The following is a 20,218-nucleotide window of genomic DNA, read 5'->3' on the forward strand; positions in this document are numbered from 1 at the left end:
GTTAACGTAAAAAAGAAAGGGCCTTAACATGGCACACGCAGCAGCGGTTCATATACTGGTTAAAACAGAGCGCGAAGCACTCGATTTGCTTAAACAACTCAAATTAAAAAATGGCAAAAACTTTGCGGCACTGGCAAAAAAACATTCGATTTGCCCGTCAGGTAAACGGGGCGGCGATTTGGGGGAGTTCAGGCGCGGCCAAATGGTAAAACAGTTTGACGATGTTGTGTTTAAAAAAGAGCTGCTTACTATTCATGGTCCGGTTAAGACCAGGTTTGGCTATCACCTTATTAAAACGCTGTACCGCAGCAACTAAACGCCCCGGCTACGGCAGAATATTGTTGCCCGATTCGGGCGCTCTGGCCTCTTCGGCCTGACGCCTGATATTGCTGTTCTCACTCGATACATCATCATGCGCTGCATCAACGCTCTTCTCCTGAGACGGTTGAGAGGGCCGGGGCGGTTGAGTTGTTGGTACGCTTGATGTGTCTGATTCATTATGAGGAGTGGGCGGTAGCTTACCGTCACCGATCAGCGACACCGGCACACCGTCAGGAAAGACTATCTCCCGTGCGTCATCCGGCATGCTAATGCCGTGAGCGTTAAACGCAGACACCAGATCGCGCATTAAAACTGAGGCCATTTTTAATACACTGGTGTTTTCTACATTTATCCAAAAATACACTTTTAAATTGAGGGTAGCTGAAGCGAGCTGATCGACAAGTACCAGTGGCTCAGGATCCTCTAACACGTGAGGGTGTTTACTAATAAGGTTGAGCGCCAGCTGTTGCGCCTGCTGACAGTCAGCGTCGTAGCCAATGCCAATCACAAACTGGCCACGCATTTTGGGGTTTGCCGTGAGGTTTTTAATGGTGCCTTTGTAGATCACCGCATTGGGTATCTGAATATGGTTACCGTCGAAATCAACCAGGGTTGTAGCCCGGGTAGTCACCTTCTGCACAACGCCAACGTGGCTGTTAATTTGCACTACATCATCAATACGAAAGGGTCTTTGTATCGTCAGTAGCAGACTGGCAATCATGTTTTCGGCAATATCCCTGAACGCAAACCCCAGAATTAAGCCAAGTACACCGGTACCGCTCATGATTGCTACCGCAAAGTCGGTCAGGCCGGCCAGTTTTAAAAACAGGTATATGGCAAAAAGTATTAAAAACAGCGTAATGGCCCGCTGCGCCACTGAGCGTAACAGCGGGCTCGATGATAAGTAGGTCACCGGCCGTAAAACCAATCGGGAAACGCTGCCAGCCAGCCATACCGTGAGCAGTAAAATAGCCAGCCCAAGTCCCACGGCAGGCAGCTTGTCTACAAAGCTCTGCCATATGGCGCTGGTTGAAGAGATGATTTCACTGGTAGATGCTGACATCGCTTTATCGTCCCTGTTGGTTGGCGCGAGTGCTGTCTGCGCCGAAAATGCTATCTGTGCCGAGTAAAGTGGCGGCTGGTAAACCCATAGCACGAAGCTCCAGGATTTACGCTATTTACCACACAATATAGGCCTTATAACCACTTTTGTTAACATAAATACTGGCGGGAATGTTTTATAATAGCAAACGCTCGGTGGCGTAGTGTTTCATTAGTGAGGTGCTCCTCACGTTGAATGTGAACTGATGTGTGCAAAGAAGCGCTCTTGTACAGAACAATTCACATTTAATAAGTAGGTAAGTTATGAAACGAATAGTCGTAGTAGGCGGCGGTGCCGGGGGGCTTGAGTTAGTTACCCGGCTGAGTAAAACGCTGGGCAAACGTCAGCAGGCAGAGATCATCCTGGTCGATAGGAGTCGCACACACATCTGGAAGCCTTTACTGCATGAGGTTGCCGCCGGGGTAATTAACAAAGCCTCTGATGGCGTTGATTACCGCATGCATGCAGCGCAGCACCATTATCAGTTTCAGCTCGGTAACCTGAGCTTTATTGATCGCGAAAAGCAATCCATAGGCCTTGATGCGTTATTTGACGAAGACGGCGGTGAAATTCTCCCTGCGCGCACCATAGCTTATGACTACCTGGTACTGGCGATTGGTAGTGTAACCAATGACTTTGGTACACAAGGCGTCAGCGATTATTGCTATTGTCTTGATTCCCTCGACCAGGCGGAGCGGTTTCACCGTGCCTTGCTTAATCAGTTACTTAAAATTAATCAGGACGGCGTAACCAAAAATCATATTCATGTTGCCATTGTCGGCGCCGGTGCCACCGGTACTGAGCTTGCAGCGCAATTGCACCATGTGAGTAATCTGGCGCGGGCCTATGGCATGCCCGAGATGTCGGCAGATAAGCTAAAGGTGTCTATTCTGGAAGCCGGGCCGCGTATATTGCCAGCACTGCCCGAACGGATTGCAGCAGCGGCTCGTCAGGCTCTCACTAAACTGGGTATTGCCGTGCGAGAGAATACCCGGGTTAAACAGGTAGACAAGTCAGGCTTTGTCACCGCCGACGACAGCCGTATTGATGCGGATTTAATGGTCTGGTCGGCTGGCGTTAAAGCGCCTGATTTTTTGGCCGCGCTTAATGTGTTCGAGCTCAATAAGGCAAACCAGATACTGGTTACTCCGGCCCTGCAAAGTACTGTAGATAATAAAATTTTTGCCCTGGGCGACTGTTGTGGCGTGCAGCAAAAAGACGGTAGCTGGGTGCCACCACGCGCCCAATCTGCACACCAGATGGCCAGCTTGCTGGCAAAGAATCTGCAGAATCTGTTTATGCACAAGCCTCTGCAGTCTTACACCTACACCGACTATGGCTCACTGGTGCACTTAAGCAAGTACTCCACCGTGGGCAGTCTGATGGGCAAACTCAGTAACAGCAGCATGTTTGTTGAAGGGCGACTTGCCAAAATAGTGTATGTGTCGCTGTATAACATGCACCTGTTTGCCGTGCATGGCTGGTTTAAGGGCATGCTCATGCTGCTACTCAGAAAAGTCAATAATTGGGTGTCGCCCAAACTTAAACTGCACTAAACGGTGGTTGCTATGCGGTAAGTGGGTGTTTACCCACTTATCCGCTTACTAATTTTGCCGCGGCGGCTTTGTGACGGGCAAGCAGGCTTGCCATATCAAGGCCATTCACGGCGCCGTTGGTAACGCGCCACTGCCCGCCAATCATCACGTGTTCAGCGCGCTCCGCACCGCAGAGTATGAGAGCGGCGAGGGGATCGTGCGAACCACTAAAGCGAATATCATCGAGGCTGAAAAACGCCAGATCGGCCTGTTTATCAACAGCTATAACACCAATATCACTGCGCCCCAGCAGGCTGGCAGATCCCGCAGTGGCCCAGTTTATGACTTTTTCTGGTGTGATGGCCTCGGCGCCATACTTAAGGCGCTGCAGATACAGCGCCTGACGCGCTTCGTACATCATGTTTGACGCGTCGTTCGACGCTGAGCCATCCACACCTAAACCCACTGGCGAGCCGGCAGCGATTAAATCCAGGGTCGGGCAAATTCCCGACGCCAGGCGCATATTCGACACCGGGCAATGACAAATCCCCGTACCCGCCGCACCCAAACGCGCAATCTCTTCGGCATTAAAATGAATGCCGTGGGCCAGCCAGGTACGGTCGCTCAGCCAGCCAACGCTCTCCAGGTAATCCACGGTGCGCATACCAAAGGTTTGCAGGCAGAAGTCTTCTTCATCCAGGGTTTCGGCCAAATGAGTATGCAACCGCACGTCTTCACGCTTAGCCAGCATGGCACTTTCCTGCATGATTTCGCGCGTCACCGAAAACGGTGAGCAGGGTGCCAGGGCAATCTGAATGTGGGCGCCGTCGTGCCGTTGGTGGTACTGACTGATAAGACGTTCACTGTCGCGAATAATGGCTACGCCGGTTTGCACGGTGTGCTGTGGGGGCAGGCCGCCATCGTCTTCACCCAGACTCATTGAGCCACGGGTGAGCATGGCGCGCATACCGAGTTGTTTTACCACATCTACCTGCACATCAATGGCGTCGTCGAGGCCTTGAGGAAACAGGTAGTGGTGATCGGCGGCGGTAGTACAGCCAGATAATAAAAGTTCGGCCATGGCAACTTGCGTAGCCAGATGCAACGCCTCAGGTGTTAAGCGCGCCCATACCGGGTAGAGGGTTTTAAGCCAGGGGAAAAGTGGCTCATTTACTACCGGTGCCCAGGCGCGGGTGAGGGTTTGATAAAAATGGTGATGGGTATTAATAAGCCCCGGTAATATCACCAGGCCACTGGCGTCAAATACACTATCGCAACGCGTTTCTGGTGGTTGATTGTTAAACAACAATGTTTCGATGGTGTTGCCACACACCACTAAACCGGTCACCGGTTGGGATTGCTCAGGGGCATAAATATAAAGCGGGGATTTAATCCAGGTACGTTTTGGATCGGACATCTGTGATGGCTCCTATTTAACTAAAATGGGTAGGCCAGCTCAGTTATGCCCTGTCTGCTGATCCAGGGGAGTAATTACTCGAGTGCGATAATACCCTACTGATAAAAAATGAAAAACCCCGACACTAAGCCGGGGCACGCAAATTCAAGCAGGGGCATGTAAATTCAGTTTTTCAGCGCTGTTATTCTGCTAATTCAACGTGATCCTCTGGCACAAAAGCCGGGCTGACTACCGCGTAAAACACTAAGTCGCTGTGGGCTTTAAAACGGTATTTAACCTTCGGCGGAAGCAACACCACCGCGTTGGGGGTAAGCGGGTGCACCGTGTCGCCCACCGTCAGCTGACCACTGCCACTCATCACAATCACCACTTCGGTGTTTTCTTTGTTGTAACTCAGTGGCAGCTGTTCGCCAGCTTGCATTGTGACTTTGGCGACACTGGTAGCGGCGTTGACGACCGGACCGTTAAGGCCAATGATTTCTTCAATGCTAACGGGGGGAGTCGGGTTTTCCATACGGCCATCCTCTGAGAGCTGTTTGTCCTGATCAGGTCGAGTCAGTGCAATAATGCGCTGGGCCTGTTGCGGGTAGCGCTTAAGTAGTTCGTTACGTCGACCGGCTTTATAGTCGGCATATTCAAACCCCGGTGCCATTGTGGAGCCAAAAAACGTGTAGTCAGCAGCGGCACCTTCAAGGGGTTTTGCCCCCATCCATACACCTCGGGGTACCAACACCTGCGGCTGTTGACCCTGCGACAAATCATTACCGAGGATCACCACTTCGTCATGACCATCAGGGTATAACATCAGTATTTCGGCGGGGGCACCGCCATAGAAATGCCATATCTCATCTGTGTTGAGTCGGTGCATCGCCGAAAAATCGACGTGGGTCAGTAGCGATAAAATTGCGGTGTAGGCATAACGAGGGCCGTTGTAGCGCGCTGCGATAGGCCCTTTAATTTGTTCATCACTTTTTGCCGATTGCACAAACCATGGCCCTTCATGGGGAATATGCTGCATATTGAAATGCTGAATAATTTGCTGTGCTTCGGCAGACAGCGGCGACTCGTCAGTACTTTTGGCGCAAGGGCTTACAAGCAGTCCAAATAACGACGCGCATAAGAGAGAAAAGTATTTCATTGCAGTACCTTTATGATTGACAATATCCCTATGTTAATGGATGGTTCGTGTTTCTCTAATTGAAATTATTAAAAGTAATAGTTTTATAAAATGAAATCGCAGAATGCACCACTGTCCCGAATTGACATGAATTTGCTCCCGATACTGGATGTGTTATTAAACACCCAGAGCGTAGCCGATTCGGCCGAAGTGCTGTCGCTCAGTTCGCCAACGGTAAGCCGGGCGCTGGCGAAACTGCGAGAGGCTTTTCACGATCAGCTGTTGGTCCGGTCGGGACAGCGTCTGGTCAGAACCCCCAGGGCAGATGCTATTCGCGCTGAGCTCAAAACTATTCTCGCTCTCACCGAAGGGCTCACCTCCCGCCAGCTAAAGCCCGACATGGCAGTCAGCCAGCGCATTTTCAGAGTTCGCTGTGATGGCACATTCGCCGGTATCGTGAGTCGTTTGTTAATACCGCAGTTACAGCAGCACGCGCCCAGAACCGGCGTACACTTTATTGGCGAGTCACCGCGGGGAGATTTTCGCGCCGATGATGTTGACCTGGAGCTAAGCGGCCGGCGTGAATTTCCACCAGAAACCGTGGTCAAAAAGCTCGCCGAAGTGCCACTTGTAGGTGTTGTAGCAAAAACGCACCCGCTGTTAACAATGCCAGTAACCGAACAAGCAATGATGGCGTATCCGCATATCTTAGCGACCATACAATCAGAGTTCAGCCATGAACTCAATGCCTCGCTGGCGAGTTATGGCCTGCACCGCCGCGAGCAGTACATGGTGCCGAGCTTTTTTTCGGCGGCCTTAAGTGCCCAGGCATCAAACGGTATCGCAACAATGCCGGGTATCATTGCCCGGCAATTACATCAGATGCTCGATATGGCGCAACTGCGGCTGCCAGATTCTTTACCTCAGGCCGAGGTATTGTGTGCCTGGCATGTTAAATACCGTGATGACTACGAACATCAGTGGTTCAGAAAGCAGGTGTTTGAATGTGTGCAACGCATCGTCGATGCCAGTGAGTCCGCATCACCATAAGGGGCAATAAACTAAAGCTAACCGCGCCTGATTACCTGAGAAAATTATCTGCCGTGCAGTAATATCAGGCTTTACTGTGCAGCATCAAAAAAATGAATTTACGCATTAATGTAGGGAATACATGTCATTACGTATTAAACACTTAGAAAAACACTACAACAGTGTCACCGCGGTGAGCCAATTGTCATTCGATGTGCAGCCCGGTGAGATTTTTGCCTTACTTGGCCCTAATGGTGCAGGCAAATCGTCGCTGGTGAAAATGCTGGTGGGGTTTACGCATCCTGATGCGGGCTCAATCGAACTGCTCGAAGACGGTAACCGCTATGCGGCAATCCCCTCGCACTTGCTCGGCTATTTACCTGAAGACAGGGGCCTGTATCCGGAAAAAACCGTAAAGCAGAACCTGCAGTTTTTTGCCCGCTTACATGGCGTTGGTGAGCGTGATTTTACTGCGCGTTGCCAGCACTGGCTGACAAAGTTTAACCTCAGTGAGCGCGTAAATGCGCCGCTAAAATCGCTCTCCAAAGGCAATCAACAAAAAGTACAATTAATTACCGCTATTTTGCATAAACCGAAGTGGGTGATTTTAGATGAGCCTTTTTCGGGGCTTGATCCCATCAATCAGGAGTTGGTGGTGCAATTTCTCGCCGAGCTCAGGCAGCAAGGCATGACCGTTTTGCTCAGTGCGCACCAAATGGCCATGGTTGAAAAACTGGCCGACAGCGTATTGCTGTTAAACAAGGGGCAAAGTGTATTGTATGGCAAGCTGGGGGATATCTTTAGTGCCTATAACCGTAACATCATTGATGTCAGCTTTACGCAGACGGTTGAGCTTCAACACTTGACGCTGCTTAGCGATGATTACCAGTTCACGCATCAAGCCCCAACCCAACTTTCCATTTCGCTAAGTCAAACGCAGACGTTGAACCAATTGCTGCCGCTGTTACTGCAGATGGGGGATATCCGTGAACTTAAAAACCAATCTCAGTCGCTACATGCGATTTACTTACAAGCGGTGGCTGAGCACAACGCATGCGATCAACAAGGGGCGACAGTATGAGCAATAAGACGCCGGTAACGCGTGGCCAGATATGGACAGTGGCAAAGTGGGAGTTTCTACACTTTTTTAAACTAAAACAAGAGATTATTTCTAAGGTGGTGATGCTGCTCCTGGCCGCAGTGATTTACTTTTTTGCAACCAGCACCAGCGAACTTGCCGAGCAATACCGCATTGCGGTGAATGCTGATTTTCAGCCTGCCGGGCAAGTTGACAGCGCCTTTGATTTTATTAAGGTTGAAAATACCAGTGACGTCATCGACTCACTGGAGAGCGGCAGTGACTACGACGCCGTGTTAAAGTATGACCCCTTAACCCAGGGGTACACGCTCATTAGCGCCGAAAAAGACGCATGGCAAAATACTCTGATTGCTCAGCTTAACGCGGCCCTCAAACAAGCGCAGCTGGATAGCCTTAACTTAACCCGGGCGCAACGTGACCGTTTAGCAAAAACGATAGTCGTGGAGCATCAGATCCTGAATGACTTATTAAAGAATCAGGCCGATAAAAGTCAGACGTTTACGGCTTTTGGCGTGCTGATATTACTGTTTGTTGCCATGTTCGGGGTGTTTGGCCAGCTCTTTGTGAGCATTACCGGCGAAAAGCAACATCGCGTGACAGAGCAACTTATGGCAACCATGACACCGCAAACGTGGATCGATGGTAAGTTAACCGGGCAGATCCTGTTGGCACTTAAAACCATGCTCGGCACGTTGCTGTCGATTGTGTTATCCATACTCTTTTTTACCGTGGTCATCAAACAACAAGCGCTACGTTTAGATTTTGTAAACTGGGCAATGCTGCCCTGGTTTATGGCTTTTGCGATTGCTGGTTTGGCCCTATGCGCGGCCTTTATGGCGGCCGTTGCGGCTGGCATTGATGATCCTAATCACAGCGGCAAGAGTGCGCTCATGATGCTGCCGATAGCGCCGCTTGCCATTGCATTTTTTATAATGGATACCCCTAACAGTGTGCTTAGCATCGTGTTGAGTTATTTGCCGGTAACCGCTTTTGCGGTGATGCCTGTACGGATGTCTCTGGTTGAGTTGCCACTGTGGCAGCCGCTGGTGTCGCTGGTGTTAAGCGTGGGGTGTTTTTATTACCTGCGCATTTGCGCTGCGCGTATCTTTAAGATGGGAATGAACATGTACGGCAAGGAACCTACCTTAAAAGAGATGTGGCTGGCTGTTTTTAAGTAGCCGTACACTGTTTTGCATCAGAGCCAGATTGCAAAATGGCCAAGCCCCGGCCGTTTCTTGTCAGCGTTTAAACTGCAATATATAGCCTTTAAAGGGCACGGCCAGATAATCAACGTTATCCGGTTTGCTGTGCGAGGACGTAAAGCCATGGTTTTCCATAAACCGGGATAATTTACTTTTTCGGCCGCGGCCTGGATCAACAATAATCACTTCGCAGGCCGGGTTGGCGTGGTTTTCAATAAAATTCCCGAGCAGTTCGATGTGCTCATCCTCATACAATAAGTCACTGCCGATAATAATATCGAACTTGCCCAGCGTATCGTTCTGACTGGCCCAGTCGGTTTGCTCAAAGGGGATTGCCGTATCGCCATTCAGCGCAACATTTCGCGCTAAAAATCCCTGTACTTCAGGGTGATAATCGGTTGCGGTAATATCAACCTGTTTCTTATTCAGTAGCAGGCTCGATAACGCCATGCCGCAGCCAACTTCTAAAATCCGTTTGGCTCGGGTATTAAACTGATTCATAAAATGGGCAAGCACAATGCCGGATGGCCACACAATGCCAAAAATTGGCCAGGTAGCAGAGCTAATCCCCAGCTTTTCGGCAATTAAGTCAGGATCGTAAAACTCCTGGTTATTGCGCAGTGTACATAGATGAATATCAGTTTCTCCAAACTCAACGGTTTGGTAGCTTAAACGCAGGTTAGTCATTTAAGGGGGTCTCGTTAGTGGATAGGGCGCTAAGCCAGCTATCGAGGATAAATGACAAAACAATGAGGTGTGTAGGAACTGTCAGGCAACAAAACATTCTTACCGGTACAGAGATTATAGTAAGCCCGGTGAAATACAAAGCAGTTTATGCAACAGAAAGGGCTAATAAAGCAACCCCGCAATGGCTCATTCCAAAAAAGAGAATGAATTGTTTGATAAATAGATAAAGCCATTTGGCGAAAATGACGTAACAATAAGGGTATAACCAATTGGTTAACCCGAATTATTTACTCTTAGCAACGAAAAGGACCCTGTTATGAACAAACGTATCACAAGTGTCATCGCCGCAGCGCTATTAAGCACCTCAGCTTTTGCTGCTCCTACAACCTATTCTGTGGATCCAACCCACACGTTTGCCGTAGCATCCTGGAGTCACTTCGGCTTTTCAACACCCACCGCTGTTTTTGCTGGTGCAGAAGGAACGATTACCTATGACGCAGACAAGCCGGCAAGCAGTAAAATCGATATTTCAGTGAGCATCGACACCGTGGACTCGTTTGTCGAAAAGCTCAACGAAGAGTTTGTTGGCAGCGACTGGTTTAATGCAGCGGAGTATCCGAAAGCGACGTTTGTCAGCACCAAGGTGGTTCCTCACGGTGATAACAAATTTAGCGTTACCGGTGATTTAACCATTAAAGGTACCACCAAGTCTGTCACTATGGATGCAGTGCTAAACGGCACCGGCAAGCACCCCATGTCTGGTAAGCCAGCGATTGGCTTTGACGCCACAACGGTTATCAAGCGTTCCGATTTCGGTATTTCGCAATACGTACCGCATGTAGGTGATGAAATTACTTTGCGTCTCACCACCGAAGCGCAGGCTAAATAGTAAAGCAGGCTGCGCCTGAATACACCTTCGGTAAAAGGCAGTCTTAACGGGCTGCCTTTTTTATAATGGGTTTACAGCGTGTTATTGGCCGTAAAATTTTGTTGCTTGGTCGGCAACACACTTTAAAGTCGCACGGGCCACGCATATGTTAAATAATGTAATCGTTAATGACTAAATTGGTAGTAATGAACTGGTTAAGATTTTTTGCAGTAATGGTGGTTGTAGCGGGGTTTCCTGCTGGTAGCGCCTTATTGCCTGTCGAATACAACGAGGTTAATTTCCTTGTTGGCCAGCATGACATTACCCTTGAAAGCCACGCCAGTGAAGTTGAGCTTGCCGGGCACGCCAAGGATTTTCCGGCCAACGATATTGACGATGATACCGACAGCAGTGTTTATTCGCTCCGTAAAACCTGCAATATTACTAGTCCGGTTCCCCTTGCTGGTCAGTACCATGTTGTTAAAACCGCGATATGCTGGGCTGAGATCCGCGCCCCACCTTCTTTAAGTTAATTCAAATTACAAACCACCAGTGTGAATATTTCCCACTGTGCAACCGAATTAAACTTAAAAAAGGATGCGATTATGCACCATTTATCACTATGTAAAACCGAAGCCTTCGATACCCTGGCTCAGCCATCACTGGTTGAACACCTTGAGCTCAAATCCAGCGCCCTGAGCGTGTTTACTGATTTTCAGCAATATCAACCGCAGATCATCGACAGCAATGCGAAAGCCATTGAGCTTGAACATTTAATGCGGGTAGCGCATGTAAAAATGAAGCTGGTCGTCGATCAGAGCGAAAAATTTGTGGGAATCGTCACGCTGACGGATATCGACGAACAAAAAATTCTGCAACGCGTTGCCCAGCTACAGATTTCCCGTTCGGAGTTGCTCGTTGCCGATATGATGCAACCAAAAGCGACGCTGCATGCCTTTAACTATCATGATCTAAAAGCTGCCAGTGTGGCTGATGTGATTGATACCCTTAAAGAAAACGGCGCTATGCACTGTTTGGTTATCGACCAACAGCACCATGCGATCCGTGGCGTAATAAGTGTCAGTGATATCGTCAGGCGGCTACGTATTCCACTGGATATTCAGTCACTGCCTTCCTTTGCGGCGTTGTCGAATATTATAGCCGCTTAGGGCCCGGGCAGCTCGCGTTTGCCTGATGTTGTACGACCAGTTGCGCGATGCGCGACTGGTCGTAAAAGTTTGGTAAACTGCCATAAAGCAGATGCGAGGGTCAAATCTTGGAAAATCTATTTCAACGACAACATGGTGAGTTTGCACTGATCATGAGCGAAGAGATTGTGCTCACTAATGCAGAAGGCCCGTGGAATAAGGAATGCATTGAGCATTTTGGTCTGGTGTATGCGAAAACCGTTTACAATAGTGGCTGTCCGCGCTGGGCTGATATTGTGTACTTACAAGGTGAAAGTCTGCTGGTGCCGGAAGCCGAAAGCGATCTTAGGGTCCGTATCAGTCGGGCGATTTCCGCCGGGCTGGCAAAAGTGATTTATGTGACGGCAAAATCGACAGTAGCGACTGCTGCCAAAATGCAGTTGCAACGTTTGTATGGTGGGCTCGATGTAGAAATGACGTTTGCTGATAGTGTTGAGGCTGCCATCACAATAGCCAGCAACGATGGTTTTAAGGTAGACGAACAGGCGGTCATCAGGTTTTTTAGCCAGCCCCTCGGCCGGACTTAGTTTTACCTTTCGCTTTGCCTGTTGCGTGCTCGGGCGCGTTAGGCTTTCAGGTAGTTGTCCTGCGCGGAATCAACGCCTGAATAGACCGCTAATTCCACTTTCTGAAGAAGACTTCAAATAGTTTGGGCGCCTCTTCCCGCAGTGAAAACTGGCCGGGGTTTTCCAGGTATTCATGCACGATGCCACGAAAGAAACAGCTCAACGCAAGCGTCAGTGTATGGGGATCGAGTTCTTTGGCGAGCGTGCCATTTTGCTGGGCCTTTTCAAAAAACTTTGCCAGCGTGTCACTTTTTTCCTGGCGCGCCTGAATGGTTTTTTCCTGGCAAATTTGCAAGTTGCCGGTGTAGTCACATTTGATTAAAAACAATGACAGCACACGACGCAAATACAGATCATCCTCAACGCGGATCACCAGTTCGCAACAAAGCTGCTTTAAGCTATCCAGTGGATTATCGTCGGTATTCTCCAAACCGTCGACCAGATCTTGTATAAACGGCTTGTGCAACTCATCGTGAAGCGCCATAAAAATGTCGGCTTTATTTTTAAAGTGCCAGTACACAGCGCCGCGGGTAACATTTGCGGCCTGGGCGATTTGTTCGAGGGTTGCCCGGGCAACGCCTTGTTCTGTGAAGACGTCTACAGCGGCTTCTAAAATGGCGTTGCGGGTTTTTTCTGCTTCTTCTTTCGTTCGTCGCATAATCTGTATTTTTCGGCTGATTGACAACATACATACATGAATGTATTTTAAACTATAGCGTCATTTGGCCGTTTGTCCAGTATTCCTGTTGATGACTTCTTCAGGACCTTAATAAGTTAATTAGAAATTATGATCAATAAATTTGTTATCGCAGCTTTATCACTTTTGGCAATTGCCGGCTGCTCACAAGACCTTGCAGAACAATCGGGATCGGCTCAGGGAGCCGGTCAGGCGCCTGCGCCAATGGTGTCGGTTGTGGAACTTAAACCTCAGCAAGTCGATAATATTATCGCTTTACCTGGCCGGGTTAGCCCGTTACGTCAGTCTCAGGTACGCCCGCAGGTGCAGGGGGTGATTACCGAGCGACTTTTTGAAGAAGGCGCCTATGTTGAGAAAGGGCAACAGCTTTATCAAATTGATGATACGCGTTTTGTTGCCGAACTTGCCCGGGCAAAGGCCGATTTGGCAAGTGCCGAGGCCAACCGCAAAGCACTTAGCGCCCGTTTAAAGCGCTTTAAGGATTTATTGTCCAGTGATGCGGTGAGCGAGCAGGAATATGACGACGCCCTTGCCCAGGCTGAGCAGGCGGATGCGCAAATCAGCATTGCTAAAGCGGCAATATCACTGGCTCAGGTTGATTTGGATTTTACTAAAGTCTATGCGCCAATAAGCGGCCAAATCAGCCGCTCATTTACCACTGTAGGCACCCTGGTTTCAGCAAATCAGGCGCAACAGCTTGCCACCATTACAGCGCTGGATCCCATTTATGTCGACATGCAGCAGTCGGGCAAGGGCATACTTACGTTGCGCCGTGCCATGCAGGAGCAGGGCACGTTGCCGGTACAACTGGTATTAGATGACGTTACGGGCGAGCAGTATGAGTACCCGGGAGAGCTCAAGTTTTCTGAGGTCACCGTCGATGAAACCACGGGCGCGGTGGCGCTGCGTGCCGAGTTTTCTAATCCGGATTCACTGTTAATGCCGGGCATGTATGCCAAAGCAATAGTGCGTTTATCCAGTTCACCACAATTACTGGTACCGCAACGAGCGGCTACCCGTCAGCCGGACAGGTCCTTATTGGTGATGGTGGTTAATGCACAAAATGAAGTGGAGCCGCGTACCCTGACGATTGCCGGCAGTTATGGCGATCAATACATTGCAACCGGTGGTGTTACCGCCGGTGACAGAGTGATCGTAGCGGGATATCAGAAAGTTCAGCCTGGCGCCAAAGTGAATACCCAGCCATGGCAGGGTGCTCAGCAAAGCCAGCCACGCGGCTAAATTAACTCAGGAACTTATTTTCTATGGCACGTTTTTTCATCGACCGCCCGGTGTTTGCCTGGGTACTGGCTATTATTGTTATGGTTGCCGGTGCGCTGTCTATCACCGAGTTACCTATTGAGCAGTATCCTAAAGTTGCACCGCCGTCGGTAACCATTAGCGCCGGCTATCCTGGCGCCTCTGCTGAGACGGTGGAAAACACCGTTACGCAAATCATCGAGCAAAACCTGACCGGGATTGATAATTTGCGTTACTTCAATTCGAGCAGTCAAAACGGCAATATGTCGATTGTACTGTCTTTTGAGCCCGGTACCGATCCCGATACCGCACAGGTGCAAACCCAAAACAAACTGCAATCGGCCATGTCGTTATTGCCCACGCAGGTCCAGCAACAAGGCGTAACGGTGACTAAATCTAACGATGCCTTTGCCGTGGTGATTGGTTTTTACTCCAAAGATGGCAGCCTCTCGCAGTATGACTTAAGTGATATGCTGGTGTCGCAATTTCAGGATCAGATTGCCCGGGTTAATGGCGTGGGGAGTTTGCGCGTATTTGGTGCCCAGCGTTCAATGCGGATCTGGCTCGACCCCGATAAACTCTATAGCTATAACATGACGCCGGTGGATGTTCGTGAGGCGGTGCGCACCCAGAATACCGACATTTCTGCCGGTCAGTTAGGCGGCATGCCAGCCGTAGAAGGGCAGCAAATTAACGCCACCATCACCGCCCAGTCACTGCTTAAAACAAGCGCTGATTTTGAAAACATCGTACTGCGGGTGAATACCGATGGCTCGCAGGTGCGCTTAAAAGATGTCGCCCGGGTTGAGCTCGGATCTGAAAACTACAGCAATATTGCCCGCTATAAGCGCCAGCCGGCTTCCGGAATGGCAGTAAGTCTTGCCAGTGGTGCCAATGCACTGGAAACCATCGAAGCGGTTAAAAAGCGCGTAGAAGAACTGTCGGTAAATCTGCCTGATAGTGTCGAAGTGGTGTATCCGGTGGATAGCTCGCCGTTTATTAAGCTGTCGATTAGTTCGGTAGTTCAAACCCTGGCAGAAGCGGTAGTGCTGGTATTTTTTGTGATGCTGCTGTTCTTACAAAACTGGCGGGCCACGCTGGTACCGACGATTGCCGTGCCCGTGGTGTTGTTAGGTACCTTTGCGGTGCTGTACCTGTTTGGTTTTACAATCAACGTACTGACCATGTTTGCCGTAGTGCTGGCCATTGGCCTGTTGGTTGATGATGCCATTGTGGTGGTGGAAAACGTTGAGCGGCTAATGGAAGAGGAAGGCCTGGATCCTAAAGCCGCCACTAAAAAGTCGATGACGCAGATTTCCAGCGCCCTGGTAGGTATTGCGGTGGTATTGTCTACCGTGTTTATACCTATGGCGTTCTTCAGTGGCTCTGCCGGCTCAATTTACCGGCAGTTTTCAATCACGATTGTGTCAGCCATGACGTTCTCTGTGCTGGTAGCAATTATCCTGTCGCCGACGTTGTGCGTTGCCTTGTTGCGCAAAGAGGATGTTGAAAACAAAAAAGATACGGGCTTTTTTGGCTGGTTTAACCGGGTCTTCAATAAAGGCCGCGATAGGTACACTAAAGCGTCGGGTGGCATTGCTAAGCGGGTAAAACGATCGCTATTGGTGTACGGCTTACTGGTTGCCGGTATGGGCGCCATCTTTACGCAGCTGCCGGGCGCGTTTTTGCCCAATGAAGATCAGGGCAATATTATGGTCCTGGTCAATGCGCCAACCGGGGCAACGGCCCAGCGAACGCTCGAATCAATCAAACAGGTTGAGGATTTCTTCCTCGATCAAAACGGTGAAGCGGTAAAAGATATCTTTACGATCGTCGGCTTTAGTTTTGCCGGCGCGGCGCAAAATGCCGGTATGGGCTTTGTTCACCTGGTGGATTGGGACGAGCGGGACGAGTCGCAAAGTGCCTTTGCCATTATCAACAACGCTTTTGGCGCACTATCGCAAATTCAGGATGCCAGCGTGTTTCCTATTTTGCCGCCGCCAATTCGCGAGTTAGGCAATGCGACCGGATTCAGCTTTCAGTTAGTTGATCGTGGCGGTAATGGCCATGCAGCCCTGATGCAGGCCCGTAACCAATTCCTTGGCATGGCAGCGCAAAGTCCGTTGCTAGTTGGCGTGCGGCCAAATGGCCTGAGCGATGTTCCGGAGTTTCAAATAAACATCGATAACGAAAAGGCCTCGGCGCTGGGGTTATCCTTGTCTGATATTAATAATACGCTCAGCATTGCCTGGGGCTCGTCTTACGTAAATGACTTTTTAGACAGAGGCCGTATTAAACGTGTGTACATGCAGGCCGATGCGCCCTATCGAATGAATCCCGAAGATTTAGACAAGTGGTTTGTGCGCAACAACAATGGCGACATGGTGGCATTCAGCGCTTTTTCAACCGTTGAATGGGGCTATGGTTCGCCCAAACTCGAGCGGTTTAATGGTATTTCGTCGGTCAATATTCAGGGTAGCCCGGCCCCCGGTGTCTCCAGCGGTGAAGCCATGGACGAAGCGCAACGCCTGGTAAACCAGTTGCCGCCAGGATTTGGTCTGGAGTGGTCAGGCTTGTCATTTGAAGAGCAAGCGGCAGGCTCGCAGGCGCCTATGCTATATACGCTGTCAATTTTTGTGGTGTTTTTATGTCTGGCGGCACTCTATGAGAGCTGGGTGGTGCCCTTTGCAGTGCTGTTAGTGGTGCCGCTCGGTATCCTCGGCTCCGTTGTGGCGGCTTATCTCTTTGGTTTGCCCAATGACGTTTATCTGCAAGTGGCGTTTTTAACCACGGTAGGCCTGGCGTCTAAAAACGCCATTTTGATTGTCGAGTTTGCCAAAGAGCTCTACGATGGCGGAGCATCGTTGTTAGATGCGGTTATGACCGCCGCGCAACAGCGGTTTCGGCCGATATTAATGACCTCCATGGCGTTTATTCTGGGTGTCACCCCACTGGCTATTTCTACCGGGGCTGGCGCTGAAAGTCAGAACGCTATTGGTATTGCCGTCATGGGCGGTATGTTTGCTGCCACATTCCTGGCGATTTTCTTTGTGCCGATGTTTTATGTGTTGGTAGTGAAATGGTTTGGCGCGAAGCGTCAGCCCAATGAAACCGACGACACGCAGCAAAGTATGTAGTCAGGGCGGGCAGTTAACTCGCTGACATGCCAGCGCTAATAATCTTTAAACCCCTCTTTTTACGAGGGGTTTATTTTTATAAGCCAGATCAAATAAGCCGCAACGGGTTCTGTCTTCATGGTTAATCTGTGGCATTATTAACGCAGGTGAATGAAGGAGTATAGCAATGACAATTGCTTTGCCTGCGCGACCCGATTGGTCGCAATTGATTAAGTCTGGTAGTCGGGTGTTTGTTGGCGGCAATGCCGGTGTACCTTATGCACTCATTGATGATCTGATTGAGCACAGCAAAGGCTTCAGCGATATTGAACTGGTGCACATGCTGGCACTGGGAGATACCCGCTGGGCAAAAGAAGAGTACCGTGAACGCTTTAAGGTAAATACCTTTTTTATTCACGGCGAAGAGGTGCGCCGGGCCATTGATGAAGGCCGGGCTGACTATACCCCGGTATTTCTGTCAGAGATGTCGAGCCTGTTCAGTGACGGCACCCTGCCGCTTGACGCTGCGTTGGTCAGCGTGAGCCCCCCGGATGAATTTGGTTATTGTTCGCTGGGGGTGTCGGTGGATATCTGCATGTCAGCGGTGCGTCAGGCGCGCGTGGTTGTTGCCCAAATTAATCCGCAGATGCCGCGTACAGCCGGCCACTCATTTATTCATATCAGCGAAATAACGGCCTGCATTGAAGCCGATGAACCGCTCCAGCAAATTACCCTGCCGCCAATTGATAGCGTGGCTGAGCGAATCGGCCAGTATGTGGCCATGCTGGTCGAAGACGGTTCCACCTTGCAGTTTGGGGTGGGGAAAATCCCCAGCGCCACGTTAAAGTACCTGCAGCGGCATAAAGATTTGGGCATCCATAGTGAAATGCTGTCTGACAGTATTATCGATATTATTGCTTCAGGGGCTATTACCAACCGCAAAAAAACTTTTCACCCCGGCAAAATTGTCACCAGCTTTTGTATCGGCAGTGAGCGCCTGTATCAATTTGTGCACAATAATCCCCACATTGAGTTTTACCCCAGCAGTTATGTAAATAAGCCGTCGAATATCGCCAAAAACGATAAGATGGTTACCATAAACAGCGCGCTGGAAGTCGATTTGACCGGTCAGGTGGTGGCAGATTCACTCGGCTATGATTTTTACAGCGGTATCGGCGGCCAGGTGGATTTTGTTTCCGGCGCGTCAATGAGTAAGGGCGGCAAACCCATTATTGCACTGCCGTCCACGGCCAAAGACGAGAGTATTTCACGGATTGTACCGTGCATTACCGAAGGCGCCGGAGTAGTGACGTCGCGTGGTAACGTGCACTATATCGTCACCGAATATGGCATTGCGTCGTTGCGTGGTAAGAGCATTCGCGAACGTGCGCTGGAATTGATCCGCGTTGCCCACCCTAAGTTTCGCGCTAAACTGCTGGAGGAAGTGCGCAAGCACTACTGGGTGCCGCATTTTCAGCAAAAGTACCCCACGGATATTGCCGAACTGGGGGCTATCCAGTTACAAAAAATTGTGATTCAGGGTGAAACCTTTTACATGCGGCCGCTTAACCCGGCGGATGAGCGCCGTTTGCAGGAGTTTTTCTACTCGCATACCAAGGAAACGCTGCGCCTGCGCTACAACTACGATCCTAAACAAATGTCCCGCGAGAAATCCTGTAACCTGGTCAGTGTCGATCAGAACACGGATGTGGCCTTATGTATTGTGCGTCAGGAAGGCTCCAGGATCACCATACATGCCGTGGGGCGTTTCTATTACAACCAGCACGATAACTCCTGTGAAGCCGCTTTTGTAACGCGCGAAACTCAGCAGGGTAAGGGCATGGCCAGTCGCTTACTCACCAAACTTATCGACATCGCCAGAATGCGCAACATTCACCGCATGGTGGCGTTTTGCCGGGCCGACAATAAACCCATGATTGCTATTTTTGAGCATCATGGCTTTAAACGGTTATTCAGCGACGATCCCAGTGAAGTCGAACTGGCATTACCGCTGCAGGAAGACAACGCAGCTAACGCCACCGAGCAGGATAAACAACGTGACCATTAAAATATTTCGCGGTAAGGATTGTTTGCACCACGATGTCTCAGCCGAGCACCCGGAAAACCCCGATCGGCTGTATGCCATCGATGACCAGTTACTCGCATCCGGCCTTGATATGATTTGTCAGCACGGGGATGCCCGGCAGGTACAGCGTGAAAACCTGCTGCTGGCGCACGATCCTTATTACGTAGAGAGCATTTTTAAGCGCTCACCCGACTCAGGTGTTATCTGGCTGGAGCAGGATACCGGTATGACGCCAATCACTCTGAGTGCTGCACTCTATGCCGCCGGTGCTGGCTGTGATGCGGTAGACTGGGTGATGGACGGTGAACAACGCCAGGCATTTTGCGCAGTGCGCCCACCGGGCCATCACGCCGAATATGATAGCGCTATGGGCTTTTGTTTGTTTAATAACGTTGCCGTCGCTGCCCGCTATGCGATTAAGCAGTACGATTTGCAGCGTGTGGCGATTGTTGATTTTGATGTGCATCATGGCAATGGCACCGAACATATCATTGGCGGCGATCGACGTATTATGATGTGTTCATCATTTCAACACCCATTCTATCCGCATTCGGGGTCGCCGGTGTCGGCCAGTAATATTCTCAGTGCGCCGCTGGAGGCGGGCGCCGATGGCGATGCATTTCGCGCCGCGGTGAGTTATTGGTTTGATGCGCTGCGTAATTTTAAGCCCCAGTTAATCTTGATCAGTGCCGGTTTCGATGCCCATGCCGAAGATGATATGGGGCAGCTGCGCCTGCGCGAAGACGATTACCATTGGATTAGCCGGCAATTGCGCGGGGTGGCTGATGACGTGTGCCATGGTCGCATTGTCAGCATGCTTGAAGGGGGCTATATACAAAGTGCCTTAGGCCGCAGTGTCGTGGCCCACCTGAAAGGCCTGCAGGGTGACGACCAGAGCCATTAAGGTT

Annotated in this window: 18 protein-coding genes; 13 read left to right on the top strand and 5 right to left on the bottom strand. The window is 50.2% G+C overall.

Annotated features, from left to right (window positions below):
* The first annotated feature begins 28 nt into the window (after positions 1 to 28).
* The gene (gene ppiC, locus OIK42_RS02225) at positions 29 to 316 is read left to right on the top strand and encodes a peptidylprolyl isomerase PpiC (protein WP_273638010.1); all 288 of its coding nucleotides are present in this window, start codon (positions 29 to 31) and stop codon (positions 314 to 316) included.
* 9 nt (positions 317 to 325) lie between these two features.
* Here the strand turns inward: ppiC and OIK42_RS02230 are convergent, their stop codons facing one another.
* Positions 326 to 1,384, bottom strand: a complete 1,059-nt coding sequence (locus tag OIK42_RS02230; RefSeq protein ID WP_273638012.1) for a mechanosensitive ion channel family protein — start codon at positions 1,382 to 1,384, stop codon at positions 326 to 328.
* Between the two features lie 302 nt (positions 1,385 to 1,686).
* On the opposite strand from OIK42_RS02230, the gene OIK42_RS02235 reads away from it, so the two are divergent.
* Positions 1,687 to 2,979, top strand: a complete 1,293-nt coding sequence (locus OIK42_RS02235; RefSeq protein WP_273638013.1) for an NAD(P)/FAD-dependent oxidoreductase — start codon at positions 1,687 to 1,689, stop codon at positions 2,977 to 2,979.
* A 37-nt stretch (positions 2,980 to 3,016) separates the two neighbouring features.
* Here the strand turns inward: OIK42_RS02235 and OIK42_RS02240 are convergent, their stop codons facing one another.
* Complete coding sequence (locus tag OIK42_RS02240; RefSeq protein WP_273638015.1) at positions 3,017 to 4,375, bottom strand: 8-oxoguanine deaminase; 1,359 nt, start codon at positions 4,373 to 4,375, stop codon at positions 3,017 to 3,019.
* Between the two features lie 181 nt (positions 4,376 to 4,556).
* Positions 4,557 to 5,513 (bottom strand): cupin domain-containing protein, encoded by a 957-nt coding sequence (locus OIK42_RS02245; protein ID WP_273638016.1) that lies wholly within the window; start codon positions 5,511 to 5,513, stop codon positions 4,557 to 4,559.
* Positions 5,514 to 5,603: 90 nt separating this feature from the next.
* Between OIK42_RS02245 and OIK42_RS02250 the strand changes: the two genes are divergently transcribed.
* The 3 genes from OIK42_RS02250 (at position 5,604) to OIK42_RS02260 (ending at position 8,798) form a co-directional block, all read left to right on the top strand.
* A complete protein-coding gene (locus OIK42_RS02250; protein WP_273638017.1) occupies positions 5,604 to 6,542 on the top strand; it encodes a LysR family transcriptional regulator in 939 nt (312 codons plus the stop codon).
* Positions 6,543 to 6,663: 121 nt separating this feature from the next.
* A complete protein-coding gene (locus tag OIK42_RS02255) occupies positions 6,664 to 7,602 on the top strand; it encodes an ABC transporter ATP-binding protein (protein ID WP_273638019.1) in 939 nt (312 codons plus the stop codon).
* Positions 7,599 to 8,798, top strand: a complete 1,200-nt coding sequence (locus OIK42_RS02260; RefSeq protein WP_273638021.1) for an ABC transporter permease — start codon at positions 7,599 to 7,601, stop codon at positions 8,796 to 8,798. Before OIK42_RS02255 ends, OIK42_RS02260 begins: the two co-directional genes overlap by 4 nt.
* A gap of 60 nt (positions 8,799 to 8,858) precedes the next feature.
* On the opposite strand, the gene OIK42_RS02265 is transcribed toward OIK42_RS02260, so the two are convergent.
* Entirely contained in the window at positions 8,859 to 9,509 is a 651-nt protein-coding gene (locus OIK42_RS02265; RefSeq protein WP_273638022.1) for a class I SAM-dependent methyltransferase, read from the bottom strand.
* A gap of 316 nt (positions 9,510 to 9,825) precedes the next feature.
* Here OIK42_RS02265 and OIK42_RS02270 point away from each other — a divergent pair, with 316 nt between their 5' ends.
* The 4 genes from OIK42_RS02270 to OIK42_RS02285 all read left to right on the top strand — a co-directional run bounded on the left by OIK42_RS02270 (position 9,826) and on the right by OIK42_RS02285 (position 12,112).
* On the top strand, positions 9,826 to 10,398 hold the full coding sequence (locus OIK42_RS02270) for a YceI family protein (RefSeq protein WP_273638024.1): 573 nt from the start codon (positions 9,826 to 9,828) through the stop codon (positions 10,396 to 10,398).
* Positions 10,399 to 10,565: 167 nt separating this feature from the next.
* Positions 10,566 to 10,910: a hypothetical protein gene (locus OIK42_RS02275; protein WP_273638025.1), complete on the top strand. Its 345-nt coding sequence runs from the start codon at positions 10,566 to 10,568 to the stop codon at positions 10,908 to 10,910.
* A gap of 72 nt (positions 10,911 to 10,982) precedes the next feature.
* Positions 10,983 to 11,546, top strand: a complete 564-nt coding sequence (locus tag OIK42_RS02280; RefSeq protein WP_273638027.1) for a CBS domain-containing protein — start codon at positions 10,983 to 10,985, stop codon at positions 11,544 to 11,546.
* 107 nt (positions 11,547 to 11,653) lie between these two features.
* Positions 11,654 to 12,112: a hypothetical protein gene (locus tag OIK42_RS02285; protein ID WP_273638029.1), complete on the top strand. Its 459-nt coding sequence runs from the start codon at positions 11,654 to 11,656 to the stop codon at positions 12,110 to 12,112.
* An 88-nt stretch (positions 12,113 to 12,200) separates the two neighbouring features.
* Here OIK42_RS02285 and OIK42_RS02290 read toward each other — a convergent pair whose 3' ends face one another.
* Positions 12,201 to 12,809, bottom strand: coding sequence for a TetR family transcriptional regulator (locus OIK42_RS02290; RefSeq protein ID WP_273638031.1), 609 nt, complete (start codon positions 12,807 to 12,809; stop codon positions 12,201 to 12,203).
* A 129-nt stretch (positions 12,810 to 12,938) separates the two neighbouring features.
* Here OIK42_RS02290 and OIK42_RS02295 point away from each other — a divergent pair, with 129 nt between their 5' ends.
* From OIK42_RS02295 to OIK42_RS02310, 4 genes are all read left to right on the top strand, one after another.
* On the top strand, positions 12,939 to 14,090 hold the full coding sequence (locus tag OIK42_RS02295; protein ID WP_273638032.1) for an efflux RND transporter periplasmic adaptor subunit: 1,152 nt from the start codon (positions 12,939 to 12,941) through the stop codon (positions 14,088 to 14,090).
* 23 nt (positions 14,091 to 14,113) lie between these two features.
* Positions 14,114 to 17,245, top strand: coding sequence for an efflux RND transporter permease subunit (locus tag OIK42_RS02300; protein WP_273638033.1), 3,132 nt, complete (start codon positions 14,114 to 14,116; stop codon positions 17,243 to 17,245).
* 166 nt (positions 17,246 to 17,411) lie between these two features.
* A complete protein-coding gene (locus OIK42_RS02305; RefSeq protein ID WP_273638035.1) occupies positions 17,412 to 19,292 on the top strand; it encodes a bifunctional acetyl-CoA hydrolase/transferase family protein/GNAT family N-acetyltransferase in 1,881 nt (626 codons plus the stop codon).
* A complete protein-coding gene (locus tag OIK42_RS02310) occupies positions 19,282 to 20,214 on the top strand; it encodes a histone deacetylase family protein (RefSeq protein ID WP_273638037.1) in 933 nt (310 codons plus the stop codon). The genes OIK42_RS02305 and OIK42_RS02310 overlap by 11 nt, the downstream gene beginning before the upstream one ends.
* Positions 20,215 to 20,218: the final 4 nt, after the last annotated feature.

Origin of the sequence: Alteromonas gilva (genome assembly GCF_028595265.1) — a bacterium.
Classification (GTDB): Bacteria; Pseudomonadota; Gammaproteobacteria; order Enterobacterales; family Alteromonadaceae; genus Alteromonas; species Alteromonas gilva.